The following is a 23298-nucleotide window of genomic DNA, read 5'->3' on the forward strand; positions in this document are numbered from 1 at the left end:
CGATTCGCAGACGAATGCCAGGTGAACTCTCCCGCAGCGGCGCCAGAACCGTAGGAAGGATTCCCACTGCCACGAGATCGCTTGCGGTTATCGCCACTTCTCCTGAGACGTCTTGTGAATGGCCTTCCGCCGCCATTGAGATCAGCGTTGCCGCGTCGCCCATCGCACGGACGTGATCGAAGAGATCCCGACCGGCTTCGGTCAATCGTGGCCCCCTTGTGCTGCGAGTAACAAGCGCGACGCCAAGCGCACGCTCCAACTCCTCGACCTGTCGACCCACGGTCGGCTGAGTAGTCTTGAGCGCCCGCGCCGCCGCGCTAAACGACCCCTCCTCTACGGTCGCGAGAAACGCACGCACTTGGTTCCAGTCAAACGAGACAGTCGCCCAGTTCATGGATCTGTGTATAGCAAATGTGCGATTTTTGGCAATTGTTAATTCATTCTTGCATAGCTAGCCTGTCGTATGTCCGATGCGCATGAGGTCAGCTGTGGGATTCGTCACTCGCCGTGAATGGGCGTTCATCGCAGCGGTGGTGATCTACTCGGCAGTGCCCACCTTCGGCGGGCTCTTCCGAGTGGCCGAGCTGTTAGGCGCGGAGGCGACCCTTCCTGAAAACCCGCGCGCCACGGCGCTCCCACTCCCCATCGCTCTGCACATTGTGGTTAGCTTTGTGTACTGCCTCTTGGGCGCGCTGCAGTTCGTGCCGAGTGTCCGGCGCAAGCACATCAACCTGCATCGAGCCGCGGGTCGCATCGTGGTCGTCTCAGGATGCGTGAGCGCCCTGACCGGACTCTGGATGACCCACTACTTCACGTTCCCCAAAGAGCTCCAGGGGGCGGCGCTCTATTGGACTCGGATCGTTCTGAGCCTCTCGATGATCGGCCTCATCGTCAGAGCCGTCCTGGCTGCAAGGTCACGTAACATCCGTCGTCACAGTGCCGACATGGTTCGGGCCTACGCTATCGGCCAGGGGGCGTCGACGCAGGCTTTCCTCGGCATTGGTTGGTTGCTTGTTGCTGGGGTCGAGGCCACAGGTATGTCGCGAGACGTGATCATGATCGGTGCGTGGGGTGTCAACCTGCTAGTCGCCGAGCTCCTGATCACTCGGCGACTTCACGTGCGTAGTCTGAGGGCTGCACAACGCGCACCAGAACCCCAACTGCCTGTTCGATCAGCTGGCCGAGGTGCCCCTTGACCCCCAAGAAGGACAGCGAACACGGGCAAACAAAAATGATGCGGGCCATCGTCTTTCGTCAATATGGCGCCCCGAGGGAAGTGATGAAGCTTGTCGACGATCAGGCTGTTCCGAAACCGAAACCGAACGAGGTTCTTGTAAAGGTCGAAGGCTCTTCTGTGAACGCAGCAGACAAGCACATGGTTCTAGGCAACTACCTCATAGAAAAGATCCACACCGGGGTGAATCGTGACGCTAGATCCGCCTGCCTGAGCCATTCGACTCGGTCGCCAAAGCTCGGTTCGCCAGCGACACAACATCGCGAGCCCGCAATAGCGCTCGACCTGTGCGGCCGCTTGTTCTTCGCTGGCACGACAACGGATTCAGCTATCGTAATCGCTGGACGCCTGTCCGCCGATGGGACGGTGGCCACGCGAACGGACCGGGCCGGGCTCGGCCTGGCAAGCATACGGGACATGGCCGTGAATCTCGATGGCTCGTTGCTGCTGCTGGGAATCGGGGGCAACAACGGGACGGAGACCCTCGTCCGGTTCGGACCCTAGCCCCGCATCGGTTCGGGTCTTCGGCTGCGCGGTTCTTCATCCGGCTTGGACCGAGGGCGGGGTTGGGCGCTTGCCGTGGTGGGCGACCGGAACCACGTCGGCGAAGACGAACCCGTCGCGCTCGACGATCGGCCCCACATCCACCGTGATGGGGCTTGCCAGCATCGGTCCGGCGACGACGACCGTGTGAAACTCACCGTTCTCGCCGCAAGGGTCCACGTTCTCTGGGAGGTCGCCAAAGAGCGCGTCGTCAAAGCGCCGCCCTGCGAATTCCCTTCCGAGCACCCTGGGGTCGATGCAAGTGACCACGGCGCACATGCCCGACTGAACCATCTCCCGCGCCAGAGTCGGCGTGTCTCGGAGCCACAGGGGAAAGACGCCTTGCATGCCTACCCGCACAAGCTGAGCCTCGCGGTAGGCACGGATGTCACGCAGGAACAGGTCGCCGAAGACCACGTGGGTGACGCCGTCGGCGCGAAGTTCCTCGAGGGCTTCGCCCATCTGCCGCTCATAGACCTCGTTGGGACACGGAGAGGGGATGCGGACCTTCGTGCAGGGCAGGCCGATACCGCGAACCTGGAGATCGAGCAGCTCCTCCCGGACGCCGTGCATCGACACGCGCTCGTATCCGTCGGTCAGCGTGGTGAGGACGCCGACGACCTCGACCACGTCATGCTGGCGCGCCACGTGGAGCGCATACGCGCTGTCCTTGCCCGAGCTCCAGGCGACGATGGCTTTCGGGCGCGCCATCATTTACGCCGCTGCCGTCGCCAGCACGCCGAACCTGATCTTCAGGTTCGGCGCGGGCTGCTTGTCGGCTTGTCGCTTCCGGCTCATCGTCGTCCTCCTGGGTGCGCCAGCCCGCGCGCCCGCGGGACCGTCCTTTGAGAGGCAGTGAACCCTCCAATGGCTGATACAGCCTGGCATTATCGAGCGCCGGGTCTTGGAGTCAAGCCGTGGGTTGGCTGGGTTGCGTTGGTTCCCCAGGGGTGTATATTTAGACGTATGCCGCGGATGCAAGTCTACTTGCCCGACGATCTGTACCAGGCTGTAAAGGCTCGCAAGTTGCCGGCATCGGAGTTGTTGCAAGAAGCAGTTCGCGCAGAAGTGCGACGACAAGATCTCGTGGAAGAGAGTCGCAGGTACACAGCAGAATTGTCAAAGCAGGTTGGCAAGCCCGGCGCCAAAGAGCGCGCGCGTGCAGCAAAAGTGGCGCGGCGGATTGCTGGGCGCCGGTCTCAACGGCAGGCCAGCTAACCGTGCTGGTTTTGGACTCAGGCGGTGTCAGCCGCTTGGCAAGACGTTCACAATCGTCTCTTGCTCTCATTCTTGCATTGCGACACGAGGGCCTGTGGCCCCCCGTGGTTCCATCAGCGGTTTTGATTGAGTGCTTGCAGGGGCATGCTGGACGGGACGCCAACGCCAATCGGTTCCTGAAGACCTGCGACGTTATCGAATCGGTGCCCGAGTCCACGGCGCGACGTGCGGCCCACCTCAGACGCCTGGCCCGGCGAGGATCCGCCATTGATGCCCTCGTGGTCGCTGTCTGCGAACCCGGTGGGACCGCACTGACATCCGATCCGCACGACCTCGCAGCGTTGGCTGCTCATGCGCGCAACGTGACGATCGAAACGGTGTAGCTGCGAGACGGTGAAGCGCTCCCGTTGTCCCTCCTCAAACAACCTCGTACTCGCCGGAAAACCATGTCTGTTTCCACGTTGAAGGGAAAGCGGCGGGGGTAACCACTTCATCGAGCTCTGTCTCGAGACTGGTTCAGCCGCCACAGATCATGGCGTCTGGCTGATGCTTCACTCGGGCTCGCGCAACATCGGCAAGATGCTCGCCGAGATCCACATCGGCCGCGCCCGGAAGCTCGCCCATAACGCGAAGCTGCCGGACCGCGACCTCGCCGTCTTCCTCGCGGGCACGCCCGAGATGGAAGGCTGCGATAGCGGCCGATCTCCCGCAATGCAGCGAAGCGCGCGGCACGCAGTCGAGGCCCCGGAGGCATAGTCGTCTTGTCATGAGTGGATTTCCACCCGGAGCGAGTCACCCGCGCGCAGCGTGACCTGTGGAGCCAGGTCGACCTGCAGCCGCGACCCGTTCAGTCGAAACACCGCATCGGCGCCTTGCACGGTCACCCGGCTTGGTCGAAGGCTCGGGGCCAGCTCGAAGCCCAGCTTCGCGAGCCGAAGCTGTCCGTACTTGATGTCGATCTGCTCTGACTGGACGCGCCCGACACGCTGCTGCGAAAACGTGCCCCAGCCTTCCGCGCCTACGAAGGCCGCCCGAAACGCTTCCGGGGATAGCTTGGGGTGAAAGCCCAGGTAGCCGCGCGGTCCGTGGTACTCGAAGCCGCACGCTGCCAGGTACACGCCGTGGCTTGCCATGGCCCGCACGTAATGACTCGAGCACTCCACTTCGTTGTAGGGATTGCGCCGGAGCGGATGATGGCGGTCGTGAATCATACGTGTGATCGCGAGCCCATCATCCACCATCCCCTCCCACAACATGTGAGAGGCCACTTGATACTCTTGGCCCGTCCAGCACTCGTTTAGGTAGCCTGCCCACGTGTGACCGGCGTGTCTGCCCTGTGCTTGTACGGCGCCACCTTTCGGAAACGTGGTCATAATGAGGCCCCCCTCCCCTGCGAGCGCGTACCACCTCCCGCCCTGGACCTGGCTTTTCTCGCGGAAGGGACCGACATCCGGCGAGAAGTTGTAGCGCCAGAGCGACCTCAACGCCGAACGGGTTTCGAGCTCCGGAAGAATCCGGCCCAGGCCGAGCTGAAACGCGTAACTCTGGCCAAGCACCTGATCGATATGGCAGCCCTTGTTGCTGTTGATCGCATCCCGGTGTGCTGGATCGACCTTCTGAATGAAGTACTCGCCGTCGTAGAGCGTGGCCGGAATGTTCTTGTATCCGGCTTGCACGATCGTCGCGAGTTGCATCGCGAAGCCCGCATCGCCCATCTCCTCGGCCATGGCCTGCGTGGCGCGCGCGGCCGCGATGTAGAGCGAGCTGATCCACGGGATCTGCCCGTACCAGTTTCCATCCAAGGTGTTGTACTGGGGGTGATCGAGAATCCCGTCCCCATTGGTGTCCGCGACGGTTATGTGCTGCATCGAGGTCTTGACGCGCGGCCAGAGTCTCCTGAGAAACGCATCGTCCGCCGACATCTGGTGCTCGCGATACACGCGCAGGATGGTTCCGCAGAAACCGTCGTGCGCGATCGTGTTGTTCGAGTCGCCGCGGTACCCCATGGCGCCGCTGGACTGCCAGGCCAAGCCAAAATCGATATGCTCGCGCAATCCCCGTTCTAGTGACGGGAACAGGCGCGCAACCGATTGAGCGTACTGCCAGACATGCTGGCACGTACCTGGACAGCAGTCGACGCCTTCCCAGCCCCAGAAGCGGCCGTTGTCGAACCAATGGCACGTCTGCGTGGCCAAGGTGGATACGTTCACGAACGTCCGGTCCAAAAACCAGTACGGCAGCGTCGAGTCGTACCAGGTGGCTCGCCATTGTCGGGTCGTGTTCGTGAGCTCCGCGAGGCGCGCGACCACTTGGCCCGCCACATCCGAGGCCGACCGAAAGCGCGTCGCATAATTGCGCTTCAGGCTTTGAATGTTCCGGATCGCCGACATGTCGCTTTTCGGCCGCACGTGGTAGTCGGGAAAAAACCACGAGATAACGAAGGGGACAGTCGCAGTCTGTCCGGGCGCGAGCGTCAGGCCGCTGCCGAGCGCGCCGACGAGCTTGGTGCCGAAGGGGCTCGCCGCGGGAGCGAGGTTCCCGGGTGCGATCCGATCGAAGATCGGCTCTGGGCCCTGCGCTGCATCGACTTGAGCCCCACTTCGCACGCCGCTACCAGCCCCAACCAGCGTGAGCGCCATGCTGCCAAACCCGGGCACGCTGCTAGCGGAGTTGTCCGCTGAGCAAAACAGCGTGGTCCGGTCGGGCATGGCTTCGACGGCGTTGCGGCGATTGCCCTGCGCTGCACCGTCGCGACCGAGACACACGGCGTTTTCGAGCCACCCCATCAGCTCGACCTCCACCGGCGCTGGACCGGGATTGGCGATCGTGTAGCTGAGGATCGTGGCCGGAAACGCCGAGCTTTCGACATCGAGCGGAACAAAAGGCGAGAAGGCCTCCAGATGGACCTTCACGGGGTAGCTCGCGTCGCCGTACTCGACCTCCGCGATCGGGTATTGGCCCAAGAACGAGATGCTCTTGAAGCCCCGCTTGTCCAAGGCCCTGGCTTGCCAGCTCCCTCCCGGTGTCCGCGCTCGCACGGCAAACCCTTGCTCCAGCGGCGAGTCCGGTACGAGCGGCCTTGCATAGTCGTGCCCGCGGCTGATCCCGCCGGCGTAGTCGCTCGTGTCAACCGACTCGAAGATGTTCCACAGCCACAGCTTGCCGTCGCCGCCCAGATACAGCTGCCCTGCGCAAATGCCGCCGATGGGCATCCCGATCCAGCGCAGCGCGCCCCCTGTTTGGCGTGCCGGTACGCCTCGCGCACGCAGGGAGCGCAGCCAGACCTTGGACAGCTTCTTGTCCGCGGGGACGAGCTTTTCGAAGTCCTTGCCGTCGAACGGTCCGGCCACCTTTGGCAAACCGGCCCCGCATCCGATTCCGCTTAACGCCACAGTGCCGACGAAAGTGCGTCGGCCTAGCTTCCCGGAACGCGGCTCATCGCACGTCACATCGTCTCGGCAACCGCAGCTCCTCGCCCGCACTCCAATTCATTTAGGAAAAAATTTTTTCCATGTCAACGCCAGAACGGACGCCAGCAAAAACGCGAATCGAAAACAAATCTTTCGAAAAGAGGCCCATCAGCGCCGCCACGCTTGCGTAGCGAGCACTAGCCGGAAACGGAAATCTCAGGCTAGCGGCGCAGGATCAAGGCCCGTTGCATGACCTGGACTTGCTCGCTGCTGAGCTTGGAGCCCGAGCCGTCCCAGAACATCAGGTTGTCGGCTCCGTTGCCCGTGCACTCGCTGGCTTGCAGTGTCCCGTCGCGGTTGGCGTCTTGCTCGGCGCGGCACTCGCCTGTGTCGCGGAGGGGTTCCAACACGGTGCCGTCGCGCTCGCTGGTGTGAAACAGGCCGAGGTGGTGCGCGATCTCATGGGCGAGCGTGTGACCGAGCTTCATGGGATCCGCGGGCCCTGAGAAGGCGCGACGCGCCTCCTAGGGACAGCCGCTCGTTTTGGCGCCCGCCAGCACCCAAGCGCGCACTTGCTCGATGTCGGAGCTTCGCAGCGCAACGGCGGGTGGCATGCGTTGCCCGCAAGACGGAGTGTCCGATTCGATCTTGTCGATCAGCAGGCTGCCCGCGTCGCCGGGCACGACCCGCGTCGCGCGACACGGGCCGGTGTCGAGCAGCTGTGCGTGGGCTTGGCACCTGTCGTCGAGGCGCAGCATGCCCGCTGGCTCGCTGCCCTGATGACAGCCGGTGGTGGCGCAGCTCGGCTCGATCAGCTGCTCGAAGATCCTGCCCCACTCGTCGTTCTGAGCACTCACGGGGTTACTGGTTGCGCGAGACGCTCCGGCTGCAACAGCCACGGAGGCCACGCCTGCGCGCATCGGGTCCGTGTGCGTCGTCATACCGGGGGCCTGGCTCCACTCGGGCAGCCGCGCGTGCTTGACCACCGGAGCACCGCAAGCGAGCCAGTTGCGGAAGGCGGCCTTGCCTGCCTTGGTCGAAAGAGGTGGCAGCTGCGGGAAACCGTCGCGTCGGCCGAAGTCGAAGATCCAAGCGCCATCGCCTACTTTGTCGTGACCGATCTCTCCGGGCGGCATGTGGTCGTTCTTGACGAGATCCCACGCCTTGGACCGCAGACCGAACAGATCGAGCCAACCCGTGGGTGCGGGCATCATATCGAAGTTCATGCCGGCGGGAGCGCCGAAACGCTCTGCACCCGTTGCGTTCACCGAGTGACAAAAGGCGCCGGCTCCACAGGAGTCGTGCGTGAGAGCCTGCCCCTTGGTGGCGACACTCGCGTGCCTGCCGAAGACCAGCTCCGCGGCCGCGAGCTCCTGGCATTCGCCGAGCCCGTCTCCACAAGCAGCCAGTACGACGGCACAGGCTGCGACGACCGCCAGGGAATACATGAAACGCAGCATGCACCGACACTGCCACGCGCTACGCGTCGTTCCTGCAAACGGGGAGCAACGATTGCATCACATTTTGATCAGGAGGCTTGGATCCGCTTGCGCTGCACGTACGTCGTACCTATTTGGGTGCGAGGCTTAGGGACGGCTCGCCGGCGATGCGCGCCCGGCTTTGCGCCCCGGGTCAGCGGTCTCGAGTCAAGCTGCGGATCGCGAAACATGGGACGAACGCGAAACATGGGACGAACAGGTGTCGTTTTGCTGGCCCTGCCAGCGTTCGTGCTGGGCCTGATCGCAGGTCTCGCAGCGATGAGCGCCGAGTCCAGGTCAAGGACCGAGGAGCCCGCCATAGGGGATACCGCCGGTCCGCCGTCGCAGCGTGCTGCTCGGCACACCGACTTGCCGCAACGTTACAGGATCCCGGTGACCCGTTCGCAGCCTTTTGTCGGCCCTGTCGACGCGCCTGTAACCATCGTCGAGTGGGGCGATCCGACCAGCGCTGCAACGTTGCGCATGCAGGAGCGCCTCGAGAGGCTGCGCGCGCGTTACAGCAACAAGCTGCGCATCGTGTGGCGCAACTACGCTCCGGTACAGCGACCTAATGCCTTTGCCGCCTCCGAGCTAGCCATGCAAGCCTACCACGAGGCAGGAGGCGAGAGGTTTTGGAAAGCTCGGCGCTTGCTAGCCGCGTCGCCGCCGCGATCGCGCGCAGACCTCGACCGCGTGGCAGCAGCACTTGATCTGGACCAAGCCGGCGTGCGCAAGGTGCTCGACGATCATGTCCACGCGGCACATATCGTGGCCGACCGGCGCTTCGGCGAGATCTTCGCGGTGTCTCAAGCTCCCACACTGTTCGTCAACGGCCGGCGCGTGCCTAGTGGTGCAAACCCGACGGAGCTGGAAGGCCTCGTCGATGGCATTGTCGAGCAGGAGCTGCGGCGTGCCGAACAGCTGATCAAAGGTGGTGTGGCGAGTGCTTCCGTCTATGCAGAACTGACGCGCGGGTCAGGGATCAGAGCAATCCCTTGAGCTAGTGTCTTGTATCCGAAATCCCGCACATAATTCACCGGCCCTTGACGCCCTCGTGCCACCGATCACCCTTTGGGCTATCTCCTTGAAATAGCGTTGCACTGCATCGAAATTGAACCGCAGCCGGCGTCGATTCGATGACTCGAGCGTCGCCAATTGCTCGGCGACTTATGCACGTAATCACGGACACAGGACACTAGCAGCCGCGCACTAAACTGGATCGTCGGAAATTTCCGCTTGTCGTGGATGCAGGAGATAGGGACCGATGGACACCATGTGGACGCTATTGCGGCTTGCTCTCGCCGTGCCGCCGTGCGTCACAGGCCTCACAGGCTGCGGAAGCGACACGCCGGCTGCACCCCAATTCATCGCCGTCGACTTGGGTGACCCATGCCGCTACGTGTCCTGCTCCGGTGGCGGCCAGTGTGCGCGAGACCCGTCCGGTGGTCCCGCCTGCCTGTGCGATGTCGGCTACCGCGGTGCCTACTGCGAGATCTGCGACGAGGGATTCCATCGTGACTCGAAACAGCGCTGCGTACTCGACAAGCGCTGCTCCGAGCAAAGCACCGACCCGTGCGGCCCGCACGGTTTTTGCTTCGACTCCGCAGGCGGGCTCGACCTCGGTGTGATCCAATGCCAGTGCAACGAAGGTTACGAGGGGCCGCGTTGCCGGCTCTGTGCGCGCGGTTTCCACGCCCAGGCGGAGGGCTCCTGCCTCGAGATGGGCCGGGTAAATGGCTTGCCCGCATGCACGCCCGATACCTGCGGCGGCCTTGGCCGCTGCGATATGTCCGAAGGGATGGTGCGCTGCGAGTGCAACGAGGGCTACACCGGCCTGCGCTGCCACGGTTGCGCTCCTGGGTACCATCGCGACGCGACTGACGCGTGCGTACGCGACGAGCTCTGCACGGCGCAAGCGTGCGGGCATCACGGTCGCTGCGACGACAGCTCGGGGGTCCCACGCTGCCTGTGCCAAGACGGCTATGCGGGCCCGGCATGCGAACAGTGCGCGCCGGGTTTTCACACGAACGCAGAGGGGGCGTGCGTGCTTGACCAGCGCTGCCTGGAAACGACCTGTGGCGCATACGGAAGCTGCAGCGACGCCTCGGGGATCATCCGCTGCAGCTGCGAGCCAGGCTACGCGGGGGACCACTGTCAGCTGTGCGCGGCCGCGTACCATCGGGATCCGGGTGGCCTGTGCGTACCCGATCAGGTCTGCACTGCGGGCGCCTGCCGCGGGCACGGATCCTGCGAAGACGGCCTGGGAATCGTGCTATGCCGCTGCGACGCCGGTTATGCCGGCCAGCGTTGCGAAGCCTGCCGCGACCGCTTCCACCGGGACGCTGCCGGAGCCTGCGTGCCCGATCAGTTCTGCAGTGCAGCCTCGTGCGGCAAGCACGGGATCTGCAACGACGGCGGAGGAGTCATCGTCTGTATCTGCGACGCTGGTTTTGCGGGCGGCACTTGCCAGGACTGCGCGCCGGGCTTCCACGCCGGGACGGCAGGCGATTGCGTCCCGGATGAAGTCTGCGGCCCATCCAGTTGTCCCGCTCATGCCACCTGTCGGGTCAGGGCCGGGCTGGTCGAGTGTACCTGCGAAGCTGGATACGTGGGGGAGCTGTGCAACCGTTGCCACGCCGATTACCGGCTGACCCAAGACGGCACCTGCGTTGGTAACACCTGCAGTACTTGGCTTCCAGGATGCGGCGAGCACGGTACGTGTGTTGACGCGAGCCGCCAGCCAATCTGCGTGTGCGACCCGGGCTATCGGGGGACCACCTGCCGGGACTGCGAGCCCGGGTTCCACGACGAGGGTGGACTCTGCTTGCGCGACGGCACCTGTCTGCCCACCACCTGCGACAGCCACGGAACCTGCCTCCCGATGAGCGGGGGCGTGGTGTGTGACTGCCTTCCCGAGTACGCGGGCATCGCCTGTCAACTGTGCGCTCCCGGCCTGGGGCGGGCGGGCTCGAGCTGCAGGCCCTGCACGACCGGACCCCTTGCGTTCGACGACCTCGTCCCCCATGTAACGAGCCCGAACGTATGCATCGACGTTCCGATGCCGGTGACGCGCCACGACGGTTTCAGCGTGGAGAGCCTGCGCGGCGACGGCAGGGTCTGGAGCTGCGGGCCCTCGGGACGCTATCCGTTGACCACCGCCCATTTGGTTCTGGAGGCGGGTCCGAGGTTTCCCGCGCGGCTCGTGTTCGATGGGCCGATCCACTCCCTCGGATTCGACTACGCTGCACGCTTACGAGAGCTACGGCTCGAAGTCTTCGCCGACGGTGTTCCGGTCGTTACGTTTGGCGCGGCCAAGGACACGGGCGGCGCTTTCGCCCACGCGTTCACTTCCCCTTCCACCACGATCGAGCTGGTCAGCCTGACCGGCCAGCAGGTCCAGTTCGCTCTGGACAACCTGCAGTACGTACTGGCGAGCTGTCCGTGATGCGAAGCACGCTGCCCGTTGTGTAGCCCTTTGGCGGGGCGCCCTTTTGCTCAGGCCGGTGAACGAACGATGTTGGACGAAACTCGATTGCCGCTCATGCTCGTCCTCGCGAGCGCACTGGTTTCTTGTTCTGACGATCCAGAGCTCGGAGCCCCAATCACATCGGACGGTGGTGCGATCCAGACGCCGCCCAATAACACCTGCGAAGGAGCGCGCGACGGCACATCCTGCGGCAAGGACAAGCACTGCATCGCGCAAAGATGCTTTCACAACACGTGCGGCGATGGGATCAGGGCGGGCCGCGAGCAGTGCGATGACGGCAACGAAGCGGTCGGGGACGGCTGCGATCCCGCCTGCCGCAACGAATCCGGGACTCGGCCTCCGCCCGATAGTCCGGCAGCTCCTCCGAGCGCGCCGCCAGGCATCGAGGTCTTCTGTGGCAACGGTTTCGTCGAAGCGGGCGAGCAGTGCGACGACGGCAACCGGGTTTCAGGCGACGGCTGCTCCATGGACTGCAAGCTCGAAGGCGACGCGAGCGTGCTCGACGCCGGCGTGGCTGCCCCCGACGCAGGCAGCGCCGAGGCCTGCGGCAACGGGATCGTTGACCTCGACGAGCAGTGCGACGACGGCAACCTGGTGGCGGGCGACGGCTGCGCCGACTGCCAGCTCGCGGGTCCATGCCGGCAATGCCTGGAGCAGGCAACTCTGCTGGCGGGGGATGAGCCGGGATCGCGCTTTCGCGGTTGCTACCTGACTCAAGACGTGATCACCGAAGGTCCGGCCGGCAGTCTGCCCGTCGCTTTCGTTTGTGCGCGCCTGCTGCAATGCGTTCGCAAGGCCCAGTGCGCCGAGGGCAGTGTGCTCTACCCCTGCTACTGCGGCACGGCGAGCATCGACGATTGTCAGATGGGCAAGGCGCAGCCTGACGGTCCGTGCCGGCAGGACTACGAAGCCGGCGCAGAGACCACGGATCCGTTGCAGATCGCCATGCGCGCCAAGAACAAGCGCTACGCGCTCGGCAGGGCTTCGCAGCTGTTTCTGTCGCAGCACATCAATTGCGCAACCCAGTGTCAATGGGCTCCGGCTGGGCCAGGTCCCTAGCCAAGAGTTCCGCGTCGATAGATGAAGACTTGGAGCGGCCCTCTGCTTCCGAATCCGAACTCGCTCTCGCTCTCGGCCTCGGGCTCGGTCCCGCGAAAAGCGCAGCTTCGGTTGGCCGCCCAGTTATCCGGTTGCCGAAATCATGGAAAAACCTCCCCTATTTTTGCGCCGCCATGTAGCTAGGGCAGGCAGGCGCTGGCACAGAAGAGACGGTCGCAATCGAGCATGAAGTTGGCATTGCCTAGCGGGACGGTGCGGTTCGTGAAAAGCGCGGCTACTTGCATTGAATCGGTGACGGGCGGCCCCGATGGCCCGCCGGCTGCGATCTCGATCTCGGTCCTGCAGGCACCTGCGACGGTACCCGCCTGGCACTGGTCCGTGCTGACTGCGGCGCCGCAGTAGCACTCCTCGGCGCCACGGTCGCCGGCCGCACAGCCGGTCCGGCGGGCGCATTCGATCACGTCCAGACACTGCTGCACGAAGATCGGGTCCGCGTGCTCGAAGCAACCGGCGACCAGGTCGATGCCGATACCCTGGAAGTTGCGGCACCACTGCTCCTCGCACTCGTAGCAGAGGTCGCTCCTGCCCATGCAATCGGCGGCGCAGGTCTCGCCGGCGTTCAAACCGGTGCTGCCGTCGCAGACCTCCGCGCACTCGAGCACACCGTTGCCGCACGCTTCGATTTGGCACGTTGCGGAACAATGGTCCTGGTCGCAGCTCTGCTGGCTCTGGTTCAGCGCAAGCAGGTCGGCGGGGTCGCACTGCTCCACGCCCTGTTGCACCACGCCGTCTCCGCAAGCCGCCGGAGTGCAGTCGTTCTTGCATGTATCGGTGTCCACGCTGTTTCCGTCGTCGCACTGCTCAGCGCATTCCACGATCCGGTTGCCGCATTGCTCGACTTGACACAGGCTCGAGCATCCGTCGCACGCGGCGACGTTGCCGTCGTCGCAACCCTCCCCCGTATCGATGGCACCGTTGCCGCACGTCTGTGAAGCGTTGAGCGTGCAGTCGTTCTTGCATGCATCGGTGTCCACGCTGTTTCCGTCGTCGCACTGCTCGCCGCACTCGACGGCGCTGTTGCCGCATCGTTCGATGCTGCACAGAAGCGAGCACCCGTCGCATGCCACCGTGTTTCCGTCGTCGCATTGCTCAGGACCTTCGATCACACCGTTGCCGCACTCTTGTATGGCAGGCTGGCGTATGGGCGGAGGAGTACAGTCGTTGCGGCAGGTATCGGTGTCGACCCCGTTACCATCGTCGCAGCGCTCCCCGGGTCCAACGATGCCGTCCCCGCAGCGCGCCGGTTCGCAGACGTTCGTGCAGAAGTCCCTGCTGTTCGTGTTTCCGTCGTCGCAGCGCTCCCCGGGTCCGACGATGCCGTCCCCGCAGCGAGCTCGTTCGCAAACATTGGTGCAACGGTCGCTCGCTACTTCGTTGCCGTCGTCGCACTGCTCCACGCCGCCCTGCACGATGCCGTCCCCGCAGCGAGCTTTTTGGCAGGCATCCGTGCAGGCATCCGTCGCGACCCGGTTGCCGTCATCGCAGGTCTCGCCTGGGCCGACGATCTCGTCCCCGCAGCGCGCGGGCTGGCACAGGTTCGTGCACGCGTCGTGGTTGATGAGGTTTCCGTCGTCGCAAGCCTCGCCGGTGTCCAGCCTGCCGTTGCCACAGCGGCTCTCGGGTCTGCGGCAGTCGTTGCGGCAGGTGTCGTCGTTCATGCGGTTGCCATCGTCGCACTCTTCCCCCGCGTCCACGATCCCGTTGCCGCAGATCTCCTCCCTGCAGCGCGCGGAACAACCGTCGCCGCCCGCTCGGTTGCCGTCGTCGCACGTCTCGCCGTAGGCCATGACGCCGTCGCCGCACACGTTGACCACGCAGGCATCGAAGATGCAGTGCATCCTCGGGCCGCAAGGCGTGCCTTGCTGCGCCTCGTCGCAGCTGGCTAGGGTGTCGCTCACCTGCAAGCGCGGCGGAAGCTCGCTGCGGCGATCCGTGGCGGAGACAGCGAAGATCTCTTCCCCGAGTAGCTCCTCCCCACCGCACGTGCACAAGCCGATCGCGGCCAGTGCCGCCCAGCATCCTTGAATTCCCACCGCGCGTGCTCGCTTCATGACCTGTCTTCACCTACCAGCACCGTCACGACCAGAGTCGCGACAGGCGACCGCCAGAGTAGCACTGCAATGCTTGTCCGATCGCATCAGGTGTCCGACTGCTCCGTGACAACTTCGCAACAGGGCCGCGAGGGGCGAGACTTCGGCGAGCAAGAAAAGGGGCGCCGACCGAACGGTCGGCGCCCCGTGCAGAAACGGAGTTCCGGCGGCTCCCCCGGGGTTGGTAGCCTGCTATGGCAGGCAGGAGCTGGCGCAGAAGTCCCGATCGCAGTCGAGCATGAACTTCGCGTTGCCGAGCGGCACAGTGCGGTTGGTGAAGAGGGCGGCAACCTGGATCGCATCGGTGACAGGCGGGCCTGCGGGGCCACCGGCCGCGATCTCGATCTCGCTCTTGCACAGGCCCATCACGGTGCCGGCCTGGCATTGGTCGGTAGTGACCGCAGCGCCACAGTAGCACTCCTCGGCGCCGCGGGGTCCGGTTGCACAGGCGGTCCTGCGAGCGCAGGCAATCACGTCGATGCACTGCTGCACAAAGACGGGATCCGCGTTCTCGAAGCAGCCCGCAACCAGGTCGATGCCGATGCCCTGGAAGTTGCGGCAGTTCGCCTCTTCGCAGGTGCGGCAGGGAGTGAGCTCGGTCGTCAGGCACTGGGCAGCCGTGCACGAAGTGGAATCGGGGGCGCATGCGCACTGCGAGCCAAAGGGAACGTCGCCGGCGCTTTGGTCGCAGACCTCGGCGCACTCGAGGACCCCGTTGCCGCACTCTTCGATCTGGCAGCTGGCCGAGCAGTTGTCGGCATCGCAGTTGACCTGCGTCATGCCCATGGCGATCAAGTTGGTCGGATCGCACTGCTCACCGGGATCGAGCTGTCCGTTTCCGCAGCCCGCGCGGATGGTGCAGTCGGGTTCGCAGATGGCACCCGTGGCGGGATCGGCGGGGTCGCATTGCTCCACGCTGGCTTGGACGAAACCATCGCCGCAGGAAGCTGCACGACACAGGCAGTCTGGTGCAGTACCGGGACAGGCAGCACCCGTTTGTGTACAGGCATCGGTGTTGACCGTGTTGCCATCGTCGCAGGGCTCGCCCGGCTCGACGATGCCGTTACCGCAGACGGCCTGCGAAATACAGTTGACGGCGATGCTCTGCTCGACCGTGCAGCCGTTGCCGTCGTCCACGGTCAGCTTGAGCGTTTGGTTGCCTGCCAAGGTGCAGGTATAGTCGGTGTTCTGGGAGGCCACGTTGACAAACGAACCGCCCGTGGCGCTCCACATGTACGTGAGCGCTCCCATTTCGGGGTCGGATGCCGAGGAGGTGAGTACGATCATGCCTCCCACCTCCGTCTGCAGCGGCTGGACCGAAAAGGCATCTATGGTCGGGCACTGGTTGAGCGTGCCGTTGACCAGCACGTTGCCGGAATCGAGCTTCTTGACGCAGTGCATGGCGACCGCGACGTCCGTGGTTTGACCAGCAATGACGTCGAACCCGTTCGAGCCCTCGCAATTCGACAGCGTGTCCGTCGTTTGGGCCGTCAAGGTCACGGTGTAGCCGATCCCCTCGGGAACGCCTCCGACCAGGACAGACACGCTGTTGCCCGCCAGTGCGACCGGAATGGTCCCGGTGATGTTTTGGCTGTTGCCGGTGATGGCGTAGTCAACCGCGAGGATGTCGCTCCCGTCGGGAAGCGTGAGCTCCATGGCCAACTGGCCGATCGGATCGGAATGCGAGGCTCGATTACAGCCAGCTACGGCAACGATGGTGCCCAACAGCACCAAAGCCACCTTGGTTTGTACGGCTTTCAGCACAGTCATATACGGAATCCTCCTGCTGCGTGAGATGAGGCAGCGGGGATGGGTCTACCTGCCGCGTGTTACGCGCAGGCCGACTCTGTGTGCCGTTGACGCAACAACCTGCGCTCACCCCAATTACGTCGCTCAGGATCCGCGAGGCTCACATGTGTGTGGCGTGCATTTAGTCACGCAGGCTTCAAGGTCCGGTGTTGGGTCCGTAACACGCGCCGGCTACTTGTAGCATCGCTCCGGCACGATCCGGAGCATGATTCATATCGCAGGAGGATCGAAGAAGATGAGTATCAGGACGCTTTTAGCAGCGGCCGTTGCCATGGGCGCAGTCGCCGGCAGCGCTCACGCCCAACTGAAGATGGAGGGTTCCGACACGCTGTTCACATTGACCACCGAGCTCGTAAACCTCTGCCCGGGCATTACCGCCGCCAACATCGAATACATCGGTGGTGGCTCGTCCAACGGCGAGAAGGCCATTCTGCGCGGCTCTCAGCAGCTTGCGCCCATGTCGCGCTTCCTTCAGGAGGCCGACAACAACAAGGGCCCGTGCATGTGTGACAACGGTACGCCCAACGACGCCGGGTGCACGGATGCAACACTGGCGGAAGGCTACGGTCACTCGCTGGACGGGCTCGCGATCGTCCGGGATGAGAACACGCAGGCTGGCTGCGACGGGATCGCCTTCAACACGACGCTGACCGTAACCGATCAAGACGGAAACGGCCTGGACTGCCCCGGCTGCAACGCGAGCAATCAGTACACCTTCGCCGACTTCAAGGATGCACTTCGTGTGCTCTTCGCCGGCATCCACCATAATTCGGCCGGCGGCAAAGTGGCGGACAAGAACTGTGGCAGCGATGTGCGCCGTACCCTGGCAAACAACTGGAGCAATTTCTTTCAGACCGCCTGCGCCACCGAGGGCTGCACGGAGATGCGACACGCCTTTCGCCGTGGCGATTTTTCGGGCACGACCGACACGTTCCTATCCCTGCTCGACCTCGACAAGATCAGCAACGTTCCCTTTTGCAACGGCGACGACCAGCAGGACCTGGATCCCATCCGCCGTTCCTGCGAAGCCGGCGAGCAGGTTTGCGGATCGGACGGCACGCTGGGCCTGCTACTGCCCACGCTCTTGCCCGAGGGCGTGGACCTTGCCGTGGCTCACAATGCGAGCCCCTGCGAGTTCGGCTTGTTCGATTGGGACCTCATGCCGGTGACCCCGGACCCGGTGCCACCCCCCTGCCCCAACGGCACCCAGCAGGCGTTCGGCAAATGCCTGTACCCGCGTGACGCGCAGGGCAATGCCGGCTGCCTCAACATCGCCTTCAACACGCCCTTTGGTCCCTCGGTGGACGGTCGCGCCTACAACCTGATCCTTCGCAACGCCGCCGGCGCCGTGGTCAAGGATTCGACCAACCCGCCCTTTGGCAAAGCCGTGGAAGGAGCTTACTACCGGCTCCACACCAACCGGGTCAATGCCAGCGACAACGCCAGCAATCCAGCCGGTGCCAGCGGCTGCAGCGAGACCAGCTCGACACGCCAGATTGGCTGCCTCGCCCAAGCGAGCCCCTGCAGCTTGGGCTTCGCTGGTCGCGAGGCTTCGGACAGTATCACAGATTCCGCGGCCCTCAGAGTCAACAACATCTCGCCCACCGATGCCAACGTGCGCCTGCTGTTGACCGGCGCGACGGGCGCCTATCCCCTGGCGCGCATCCTGTACGCCAACACCGTGGTCGGCTTCGCAGGCATCACCGGCGATGAAAAGATCCTGGCGGATTGCTTCAAGGATCGCTTCTATGTCGACGACGCGGCCACGGCTGCCGGTTTCATCACGCTGTCGGCAACACCGTGCGCCGGGAGCCTGGGTGGCACGGTGGGTGATCCGCTGTGCCAGATCACCCCCACCGACTTCAACGAAGCCACCTGCCCTCTGTAGCTCGTTTCCGGCCAAGCCGGACGCGAGCCATAGCAAACTTGGGCGGCGTGCCTCGGCACGCCGCCCTTCTTTCGCGCGGGCGCCGAACCGCGGCCCCGGCGAAAGCTCGGTCATGACAATACAGAGTGAGATGGGTGAGACAAATGATACAGCAATGTTACGCGCAGGGTGCGCCGGTGACCGTGCACTACGCTAGGCTCTGCCCCGCGAATCGGTAAGCATCAATGTGTAGGGCGAGATCAATGCCTGGCCTGTTGGTGCTCGTCCTGGCTACTCTGTGCGCTGGTGCGTCAGGCTGCAAGGGCGAGCGCTACCTGGATCGGATCTATACGCCGTCGAGCGACGAGGCGGGCATCATGCACGCGGACGGAGGCGACCGCCTGGACGGCGCTCTTCGGCGTCCGGACGGCGCACCACCGGCCGGCGGCGGCATGACCGCGCATCCGGACGGTGCTCGGCCCATGCCAACGGATGATGCCGGTATGCCGGACCCGCCCATGGCCGAGCCGTGCCTGCGCGCCGCGGCGTCGGAACGCCTACCATCTCGGTCCGCGGTCACGGACGGTGCGATGCAACCCAGCGCACGCATCATGTTCACCAAGGACCTGTTTAGTCTCTTCCGGTCGCATTGTGGTGGCTGCCACGTGGAGGCGGCGCTGGGAGGATTCGGCGTCAGCCTCCCGACGTTCGCGAATACGATCGATGGCAGAGCCGTCGAACGCATGCGCTCGGACGATCCCGACCGGGTCATGCCCCCGCTCAGCGCCGGCGGTAAACCGGCTTCGCAGCGCTCCGAGGGCGACCCGGTCTTGGAGCTCGCCTCGCTGGTGGAGCGCTGGATCGAGGCCGGTCGCCCGGCCGACGTCTTTGCGGTGCCCGCGCAGGGTGGTGCCCAGGCGGGTGACAGCCCCTACCGGCTCGAGCGCGAGGTGGCCGGCGCCATGACCAACATCGGCGACTGCGTTCCCGCGAAGGACCTGGTCGCCAGCGACCAAGAAGCCGTGCGGCAGATGGACGCGTTCTTCGATCGGGCCAGCGAGCTGCCGCTGCGACTGCGCGATACCGATCTGGTGGCGTTGGATTCGGCCACGCTCGCCCGGCACGGGGTGGTCGGCTACGCGCCAGCGTACCCGCTGTGGTCCGACAACGCCAAGAAGATTCGCGCCGTGCGTGTACCGGCCGGCGAGCCCATCCGATTCGATCGGGTCGCGCAGCGCTTCGCCCTGCCCGCCAATACCCGTTTCTACAAGACCTTCTTGAGGGAAGTCGTCGACCGCCAGGGCCGCAAGAGTTATCGCAAGGTGGAAACGCGCGTGATCGTTTCGCGCCCGGATCGCAAGCGACCCGACGGCTCCTACGAGGTGACGTCGCTCTTTGGCACGTACGCCTGGAACGAGCCCGAGACCGAAGCGCTGCTGGTGAGAGACCCGCTCCGCAACGGAGCGCCGTTTCGCGATCGGCTGGTCACCATCGTGACCGACGAGCAACAGGCCCAAGCCGTGATCGAATCGAACCCGCTCAACGTGCAATTCGCGCTGCAAGACAAGGGCCTGACCAGGACCTACGCGATGCCTGGCTCGGAGCGTTGCCTGCACTGCCACATGGGCAGCCCAAGTCACAGCTTCGTGTTGGGCTTCACACCGCTGCAAGTCCACCGCAGGCCGCTCGGCGAGGGTGGGGTCGTCGAGCCCGCGGGCAGTGACGAGCTCAATCAGCTGCAGCGTCTCATTGACTACGGCATCAGCAGCGAGTTCGATGCAGCCGATCTCAAACTGCTCGAGGACTCCCAAGGCGCGCGCAAGCCTCGCAACCAGCTCGAGCTCGAAGCCCAGGGCTACATCCTGGGCAACTGCGCCCACTGTCACAATCCAGACGGCTTCGCCTCGGTCAAGGCGCCGTCGCTGCGTGACGTCTTGAACTTGTGGCCGAGTCCTAACGGAGGCATCTTCGAGTTTCCGCTCGAAAGCTTCAGCCCGCGCATCAAACGCGGAAAACAGCAACGCATCCCGATTCCCTACATCACGCCCAGCTTGTTCGAGCTGGAGGTGTTCGACGGTCAGAATCCGACCAGCTTCCTTTCCGGAATCTGGGTGGCCAAGGCGGACATCGTGTTTCGGGACGGCCGGCAGGTCTGGAACCCCGTACTCGCTCCCTGGAGGAGCCTTGTCTACCGCAACGTGGACGCACCTTTCACGTACGCGGATCACTACGCCATCTTTCCCCACATGCCCATGGACGCACCGGGTCTTGACTGCCGCGCGCCACGGCTCTTGGGCAGCTGGATGGTGAGCATTCCGGCGCGCCGCAAGCATCCCCAGACGGACGAGCTGCATGAAGCCGAGCCGCAACCCTACGTGGAGGTCAAACCCGGCTCGCCAGGCTACGACGAAGCGGTTCAACAAGCCTCGGAGCGTCTAGCCCAGTATCGCGCTGGCTCGCGCTACAACAGCTGTCCAGATCCGGCCCTGGACATAGTCGACCCGAGGGTCGTTCCAGGAGTCCCGGGTAGCTCGACACCGGCGACCGACAGCTACCGTGTGCCCGAGCGGGCTCACTGGGTCGTGACCGATCTGACAGAAGTCAAGGCCCCCTGGGGTCCACGCAGGCCGGACTGGAGGCGCATCCTGGTCGACGGCGATCACCAGGGGCTCGACCCGGAGGACAAGGACGTGGTCGAGTTGCTGGCTGAGGTGGTTTTCACACCGGAGCTTCGCGAGTTCGCACTGAGCGAGCGTCCCTACGGCCTGTGGCTCGAGAAGGACGGCTGCGATCTCTCGTCCGTTCCCAAGGCCGCCTCCTTCACGGGCAATGAGAGGCCGCTTTGGTTCGATGTGAACGAGGAGCTGCGCCCCGACGGCAGCAATCCCGTGTACACCCAGTCGCCCGGCGGGGCGGTCTTCAACCTCATCTGCGTCAACTGCCACGGACCCGAGGCCGATTCTCAGGGTCGGCAGGCCGACACGATCATGACGATCACGGGCGGCGCCACCCGGGTGGCCAACCTGCGCGACGGCATCTTCGGTCCCCCCGAGGCTCATGGAGAAAACCGTGCTCGCGTCTTCGGTGATGTCGCCACGCCGGCGATCTCCGCGGACACCTGGGCTGCGCGCTACATGATCTGGATGGCCATCGGCGGCACCGAACGGGAGATCCCGAGGAGCATTCTCAGCCTGGTAAGCAACACGCTTGTCTTGGGCGAAGGTCGTGCAGGCGGAAGCGCGCAAGTGCGGGACGCCAACATGCTGCAGACGGCGCAGTGGCTGTGCGGGCAGACCTTGCCGGACCGGGCGCGGTCTTTTGACATGAAGGCCGGCAGACTCCGCCACGGCGACAAGGAAAACGGCACTTCGCTAATCCCCAGCAACGGAGATGCCGAGCTATGGGAAGAGCTGTGCAGCCGAGATAACCCTGCGCCTGTGCGCGTTCTGACCGTGTTCTCGTCGGATCCTACGCTCTGGAGCAGGGCCAGGAACTATCGCGTATGTGAGAACTGCCTGCGGAGCCCTGAAGCCTACCCAGCGGACGCACCGGTGGGCGATCATAGCGGAAACGTGGTCACTGGCATCGCGCCAAGCAATCGCATGCCATGGTGCATCCGCAAGCCGTCGAAACCGGAGCTCCTCGAAGCGGCGGAGAGCTTTCGGCAGGCCAACCGGCTCCAGGGCAAGTTGCCACCTTTCTGCCCGGAGACGCTTTTCGCGAAGGTGGGCGCAGCAGACGTGCACCTCTGGTCCAACGCGGACAAGGTCCGCTGGACCCGGCGTGGCGCCATGAACGCCGGCCTTGCGGTGTTCGCCTACCTCGATGCCGTAGCCGGGGGGCTCAAGCCAAAGCCAGCGTACAATGCTTGCGAGCAACTCATACCATAGTCTGCGCGCGGCTCGCTTCATCCATGCGGTGCTGGGCGCGGGAATCGTGATTGCCCTGGCCGGACACCCGGGATGCAGGCGCGAGCAGACACGCGGGATCGAGCAGACAGGCGGGATCAAAGCGCCACCAAACGGGTCGCCTGGAGTGTCCCAGGCCGCCCGGTTGCGCGAGCGGGCCGTCGATCGTTCGCAGTCAACCCCGAAGGGAGCCGCGACGGATAAGGCAGCCGCGGCGGAGCGCGAGTTGCGCCAACGCTTGCGCCTCTGCGAAAACCTGCTGCCTCGAGAACGCCTCGAGGCGCTCTTCCGAGTCGAGCAGCTGGTGCCCACCCACCGCGTACGCGGTCCAGACACGCTCGCCGTTTGCGGTTACAAAGCGCAGAGGGTTTACGGCGACCCTCCACGCGGTCTGCGCATCGACCTACAGCTGTCGGTCACGGTGGACTGCCGTGGCGCCGAACGGGTCGAGACGCTGCGCGAGCGAGCAAGGGAGACGCCTGGCGCACGCCCTTCTTCGTACCGGCCGCTTCGCCAGGGTCGTGGGGGAGCCGCCATTGCAGGTCGCTTCACTCGGGTGGGTCAGGCGATCCCCTACCACGATTTCCACGTAGCTCACGGGTCTCTTCCCTGCACGATATCAGCGAGAACAAGCATCGCCGACCTGGACAAGACCGACGAGCTGGTGCGCATCGTCCTCGGAGGGCTTAGCGAAAAGAATCGGCCCCGCCCAGCCACATGAACCGACCCACCTCGATGCCGACCCGGCGGTGTTCTTGTGACCGGACGCCTGAGTGTCTACGTGGCTGTGGCCTGGGCGTTGCCGGGCGGTAACGTAGGGTGGTCGGCCTACAGCGTCGCTCGGACGGGGATGCGGGTTCTTTCGATTCGTACGCGACAGCTACGATGGACTATTCGTGCGCACGCCTTGTCACGGGAGAGGTCCTGTGTTGGGGAAGCAACCTCGGGGGCCATCTCGGTGACGGGACGGCCGAGCACAGATCTACACCCGTCCTGGTCCAGGGAGTCCAGGACGCTGTCCAGATCAGTGCGGGTCAGCACCTGGTTCCGCGGCACCCACACGCTAAAGGGTGCAGTGGATATCGACATAGGTCTCTCTCACATGTGCGCACGGCTGAAGACGGGCGAGGTTCAC

The 23298-nt window shown here is 64.5% G+C and carries 16 protein-coding genes and 1 pseudogene; 10 read left to right on the forward strand and 7 right to left on the reverse strand.

All coding sequences use genetic code 11. The annotated features are described in order from the left end of the window. A partial coding sequence (locus MJD61_06350; protein MCG8554896.1) for a LysR family transcriptional regulator occupies positions 1 to 394 on the reverse strand: 394 nt, incomplete at its 3' end. An 82-nt stretch (positions 395 to 476) separates the two neighbouring features. Here MJD61_06350 and MJD61_06355 point away from each other — a divergent pair. Both MJD61_06355 and MJD61_06360 read left to right on the forward strand, forming a co-directional pair. Beyond that, complete coding sequence (locus MJD61_06355; GenBank protein ID MCG8554897.1) at positions 477 to 1196, forward strand: DUF2306 domain-containing protein; 720 nt, start codon at positions 477 to 479, stop codon at positions 1194 to 1196. Then, positions 1193 to 1738: a hypothetical protein gene (locus tag MJD61_06360; GenBank protein MCG8554898.1), complete on the forward strand. Its 546-nt coding sequence runs from the start codon at positions 1193 to 1195 to the stop codon at positions 1736 to 1738. The genes MJD61_06355 and MJD61_06360 overlap by 4 nt, the downstream gene beginning before the upstream one ends. Positions 1739 to 1774: 36 nt before the next feature. Here the strand turns inward: MJD61_06360 and MJD61_06365 are convergent, their stop codons facing one another. Further along, positions 1775 to 2488 (reverse strand): adenine nucleotide alpha hydrolase, encoded by a 714-nt coding sequence (locus MJD61_06365; protein MCG8554899.1) that lies wholly within the window; start codon positions 2486 to 2488, stop codon positions 1775 to 1777. A 629-nt stretch (positions 2489 to 3117) separates the two neighbouring features. Here MJD61_06365 and MJD61_06370 point away from each other — a divergent pair. Further along, positions 3118 to 3378 carry a hypothetical protein gene (locus tag MJD61_06370; GenBank protein MCG8554900.1) on the forward strand — a complete coding sequence of 87 codons (261 nt, stop codon included), beginning with the start codon at positions 3118 to 3120 and terminating at the stop codon, positions 3376 to 3378. A gap of 91 nt (positions 3379 to 3469) precedes the next feature. Then, a pseudogene (locus tag MJD61_06375) lies at positions 3470 to 3673 on the forward strand (RtcB family protein). An 86-nt stretch (positions 3674 to 3759) separates the two neighbouring features. On the opposite strand, the gene MJD61_06380 reads toward MJD61_06375, so the two are convergent. From MJD61_06380 to MJD61_06390, 3 genes are all read right to left on the reverse strand, one after another. After that, a complete protein-coding gene (locus MJD61_06380) occupies positions 3760 to 6345 on the reverse strand; it encodes a hypothetical protein (GenBank protein ID MCG8554901.1) in 2586 nt (861 codons plus the stop codon). A 281-nt stretch (positions 6346 to 6626) separates the two neighbouring features. Continuing rightward, positions 6627 to 6893 (reverse strand): hypothetical protein, encoded by a 267-nt coding sequence (locus MJD61_06385; protein MCG8554902.1) that lies wholly within the window; start codon positions 6891 to 6893, stop codon positions 6627 to 6629. A 36-nt stretch (positions 6894 to 6929) separates the two neighbouring features. Beyond that, positions 6930 to 7865, reverse strand: a complete 936-nt coding sequence (locus MJD61_06390) for a hypothetical protein (protein MCG8554903.1) — start codon at positions 7863 to 7865, stop codon at positions 6930 to 6932. A gap of 207 nt (positions 7866 to 8072) precedes the next feature. Between MJD61_06390 and MJD61_06395 the strand changes: the two genes are divergently transcribed. The 3 genes from MJD61_06395 (at position 8073) to MJD61_06405 (ending at position 12429) form a co-directional block, all read left to right on the forward strand. Next, positions 8073 to 8882: a DsbA family protein gene (locus MJD61_06395; protein ID MCG8554904.1), complete on the forward strand. Its 810-nt coding sequence runs from the start codon at positions 8073 to 8075 to the stop codon at positions 8880 to 8882. A gap of 265 nt (positions 8883 to 9147) precedes the next feature. Then, complete coding sequence (locus tag MJD61_06400; GenBank protein MCG8554905.1) at positions 9148 to 11328, forward strand: hypothetical protein; 2181 nt, start codon at positions 9148 to 9150, stop codon at positions 11326 to 11328. 69 nt (positions 11329 to 11397) lie between these two features. After that, positions 11398 to 12429, forward strand: coding sequence for a DUF4215 domain-containing protein (locus MJD61_06405; protein MCG8554906.1), 1032 nt, complete (start codon positions 11398 to 11400; stop codon positions 12427 to 12429). Between the two features lie 179 nt (positions 12430 to 12608). On the opposite strand, the gene MJD61_06410 is transcribed toward MJD61_06405, so the two are convergent. Both MJD61_06410 and MJD61_06415 read right to left on the reverse strand, forming a co-directional pair. Next, the gene (locus MJD61_06410; protein ID MCG8554907.1) at positions 12609 to 14540 is read right to left on the reverse strand and encodes a DUF4215 domain-containing protein; all 1932 of its coding nucleotides are present in this window, start codon (positions 14538 to 14540) and stop codon (positions 12609 to 12611) included. A gap of 231 nt (positions 14541 to 14771) precedes the next feature. Beyond that, entirely contained in the window at positions 14772 to 16349 is a 1578-nt protein-coding gene (locus tag MJD61_06415; GenBank protein MCG8554908.1) for a hypothetical protein, read from the reverse strand. Between the two features lie 274 nt (positions 16350 to 16623). On the opposite strand from MJD61_06415, the gene MJD61_06420 reads away from it, so the two are divergent. The 3 genes from MJD61_06420 (at position 16624) to MJD61_06430 (ending at position 22884) form a co-directional block, all read left to right on the forward strand. Then, the gene (locus tag MJD61_06420; protein MCG8554909.1) at positions 16624 to 18276 is read left to right on the forward strand and encodes a hypothetical protein; all 1653 of its coding nucleotides are present in this window, start codon (positions 16624 to 16626) and stop codon (positions 18274 to 18276) included. Between the two features lie 242 nt (positions 18277 to 18518). Next, positions 18519 to 22145: a hypothetical protein gene (locus MJD61_06425; protein MCG8554910.1), complete on the forward strand. Its 3627-nt coding sequence runs from the start codon at positions 18519 to 18521 to the stop codon at positions 22143 to 22145. Further along, the gene (locus MJD61_06430; GenBank protein MCG8554911.1) at positions 22120 to 22884 is read left to right on the forward strand and encodes a hypothetical protein; all 765 of its coding nucleotides are present in this window, start codon (positions 22120 to 22122) and stop codon (positions 22882 to 22884) included. The genes MJD61_06425 and MJD61_06430 overlap by 26 nt, the downstream gene beginning before the upstream one ends. Positions 22885 to 23298: the final 414 nt, after the last annotated feature.

This window comes from Pseudomonadota bacterium, from assembly GCA_022361155.1.
GTDB lineage: Bacteria > Myxococcota_A > Polyangia > Polyangiales > JAKSBK01 > JAKSBK01.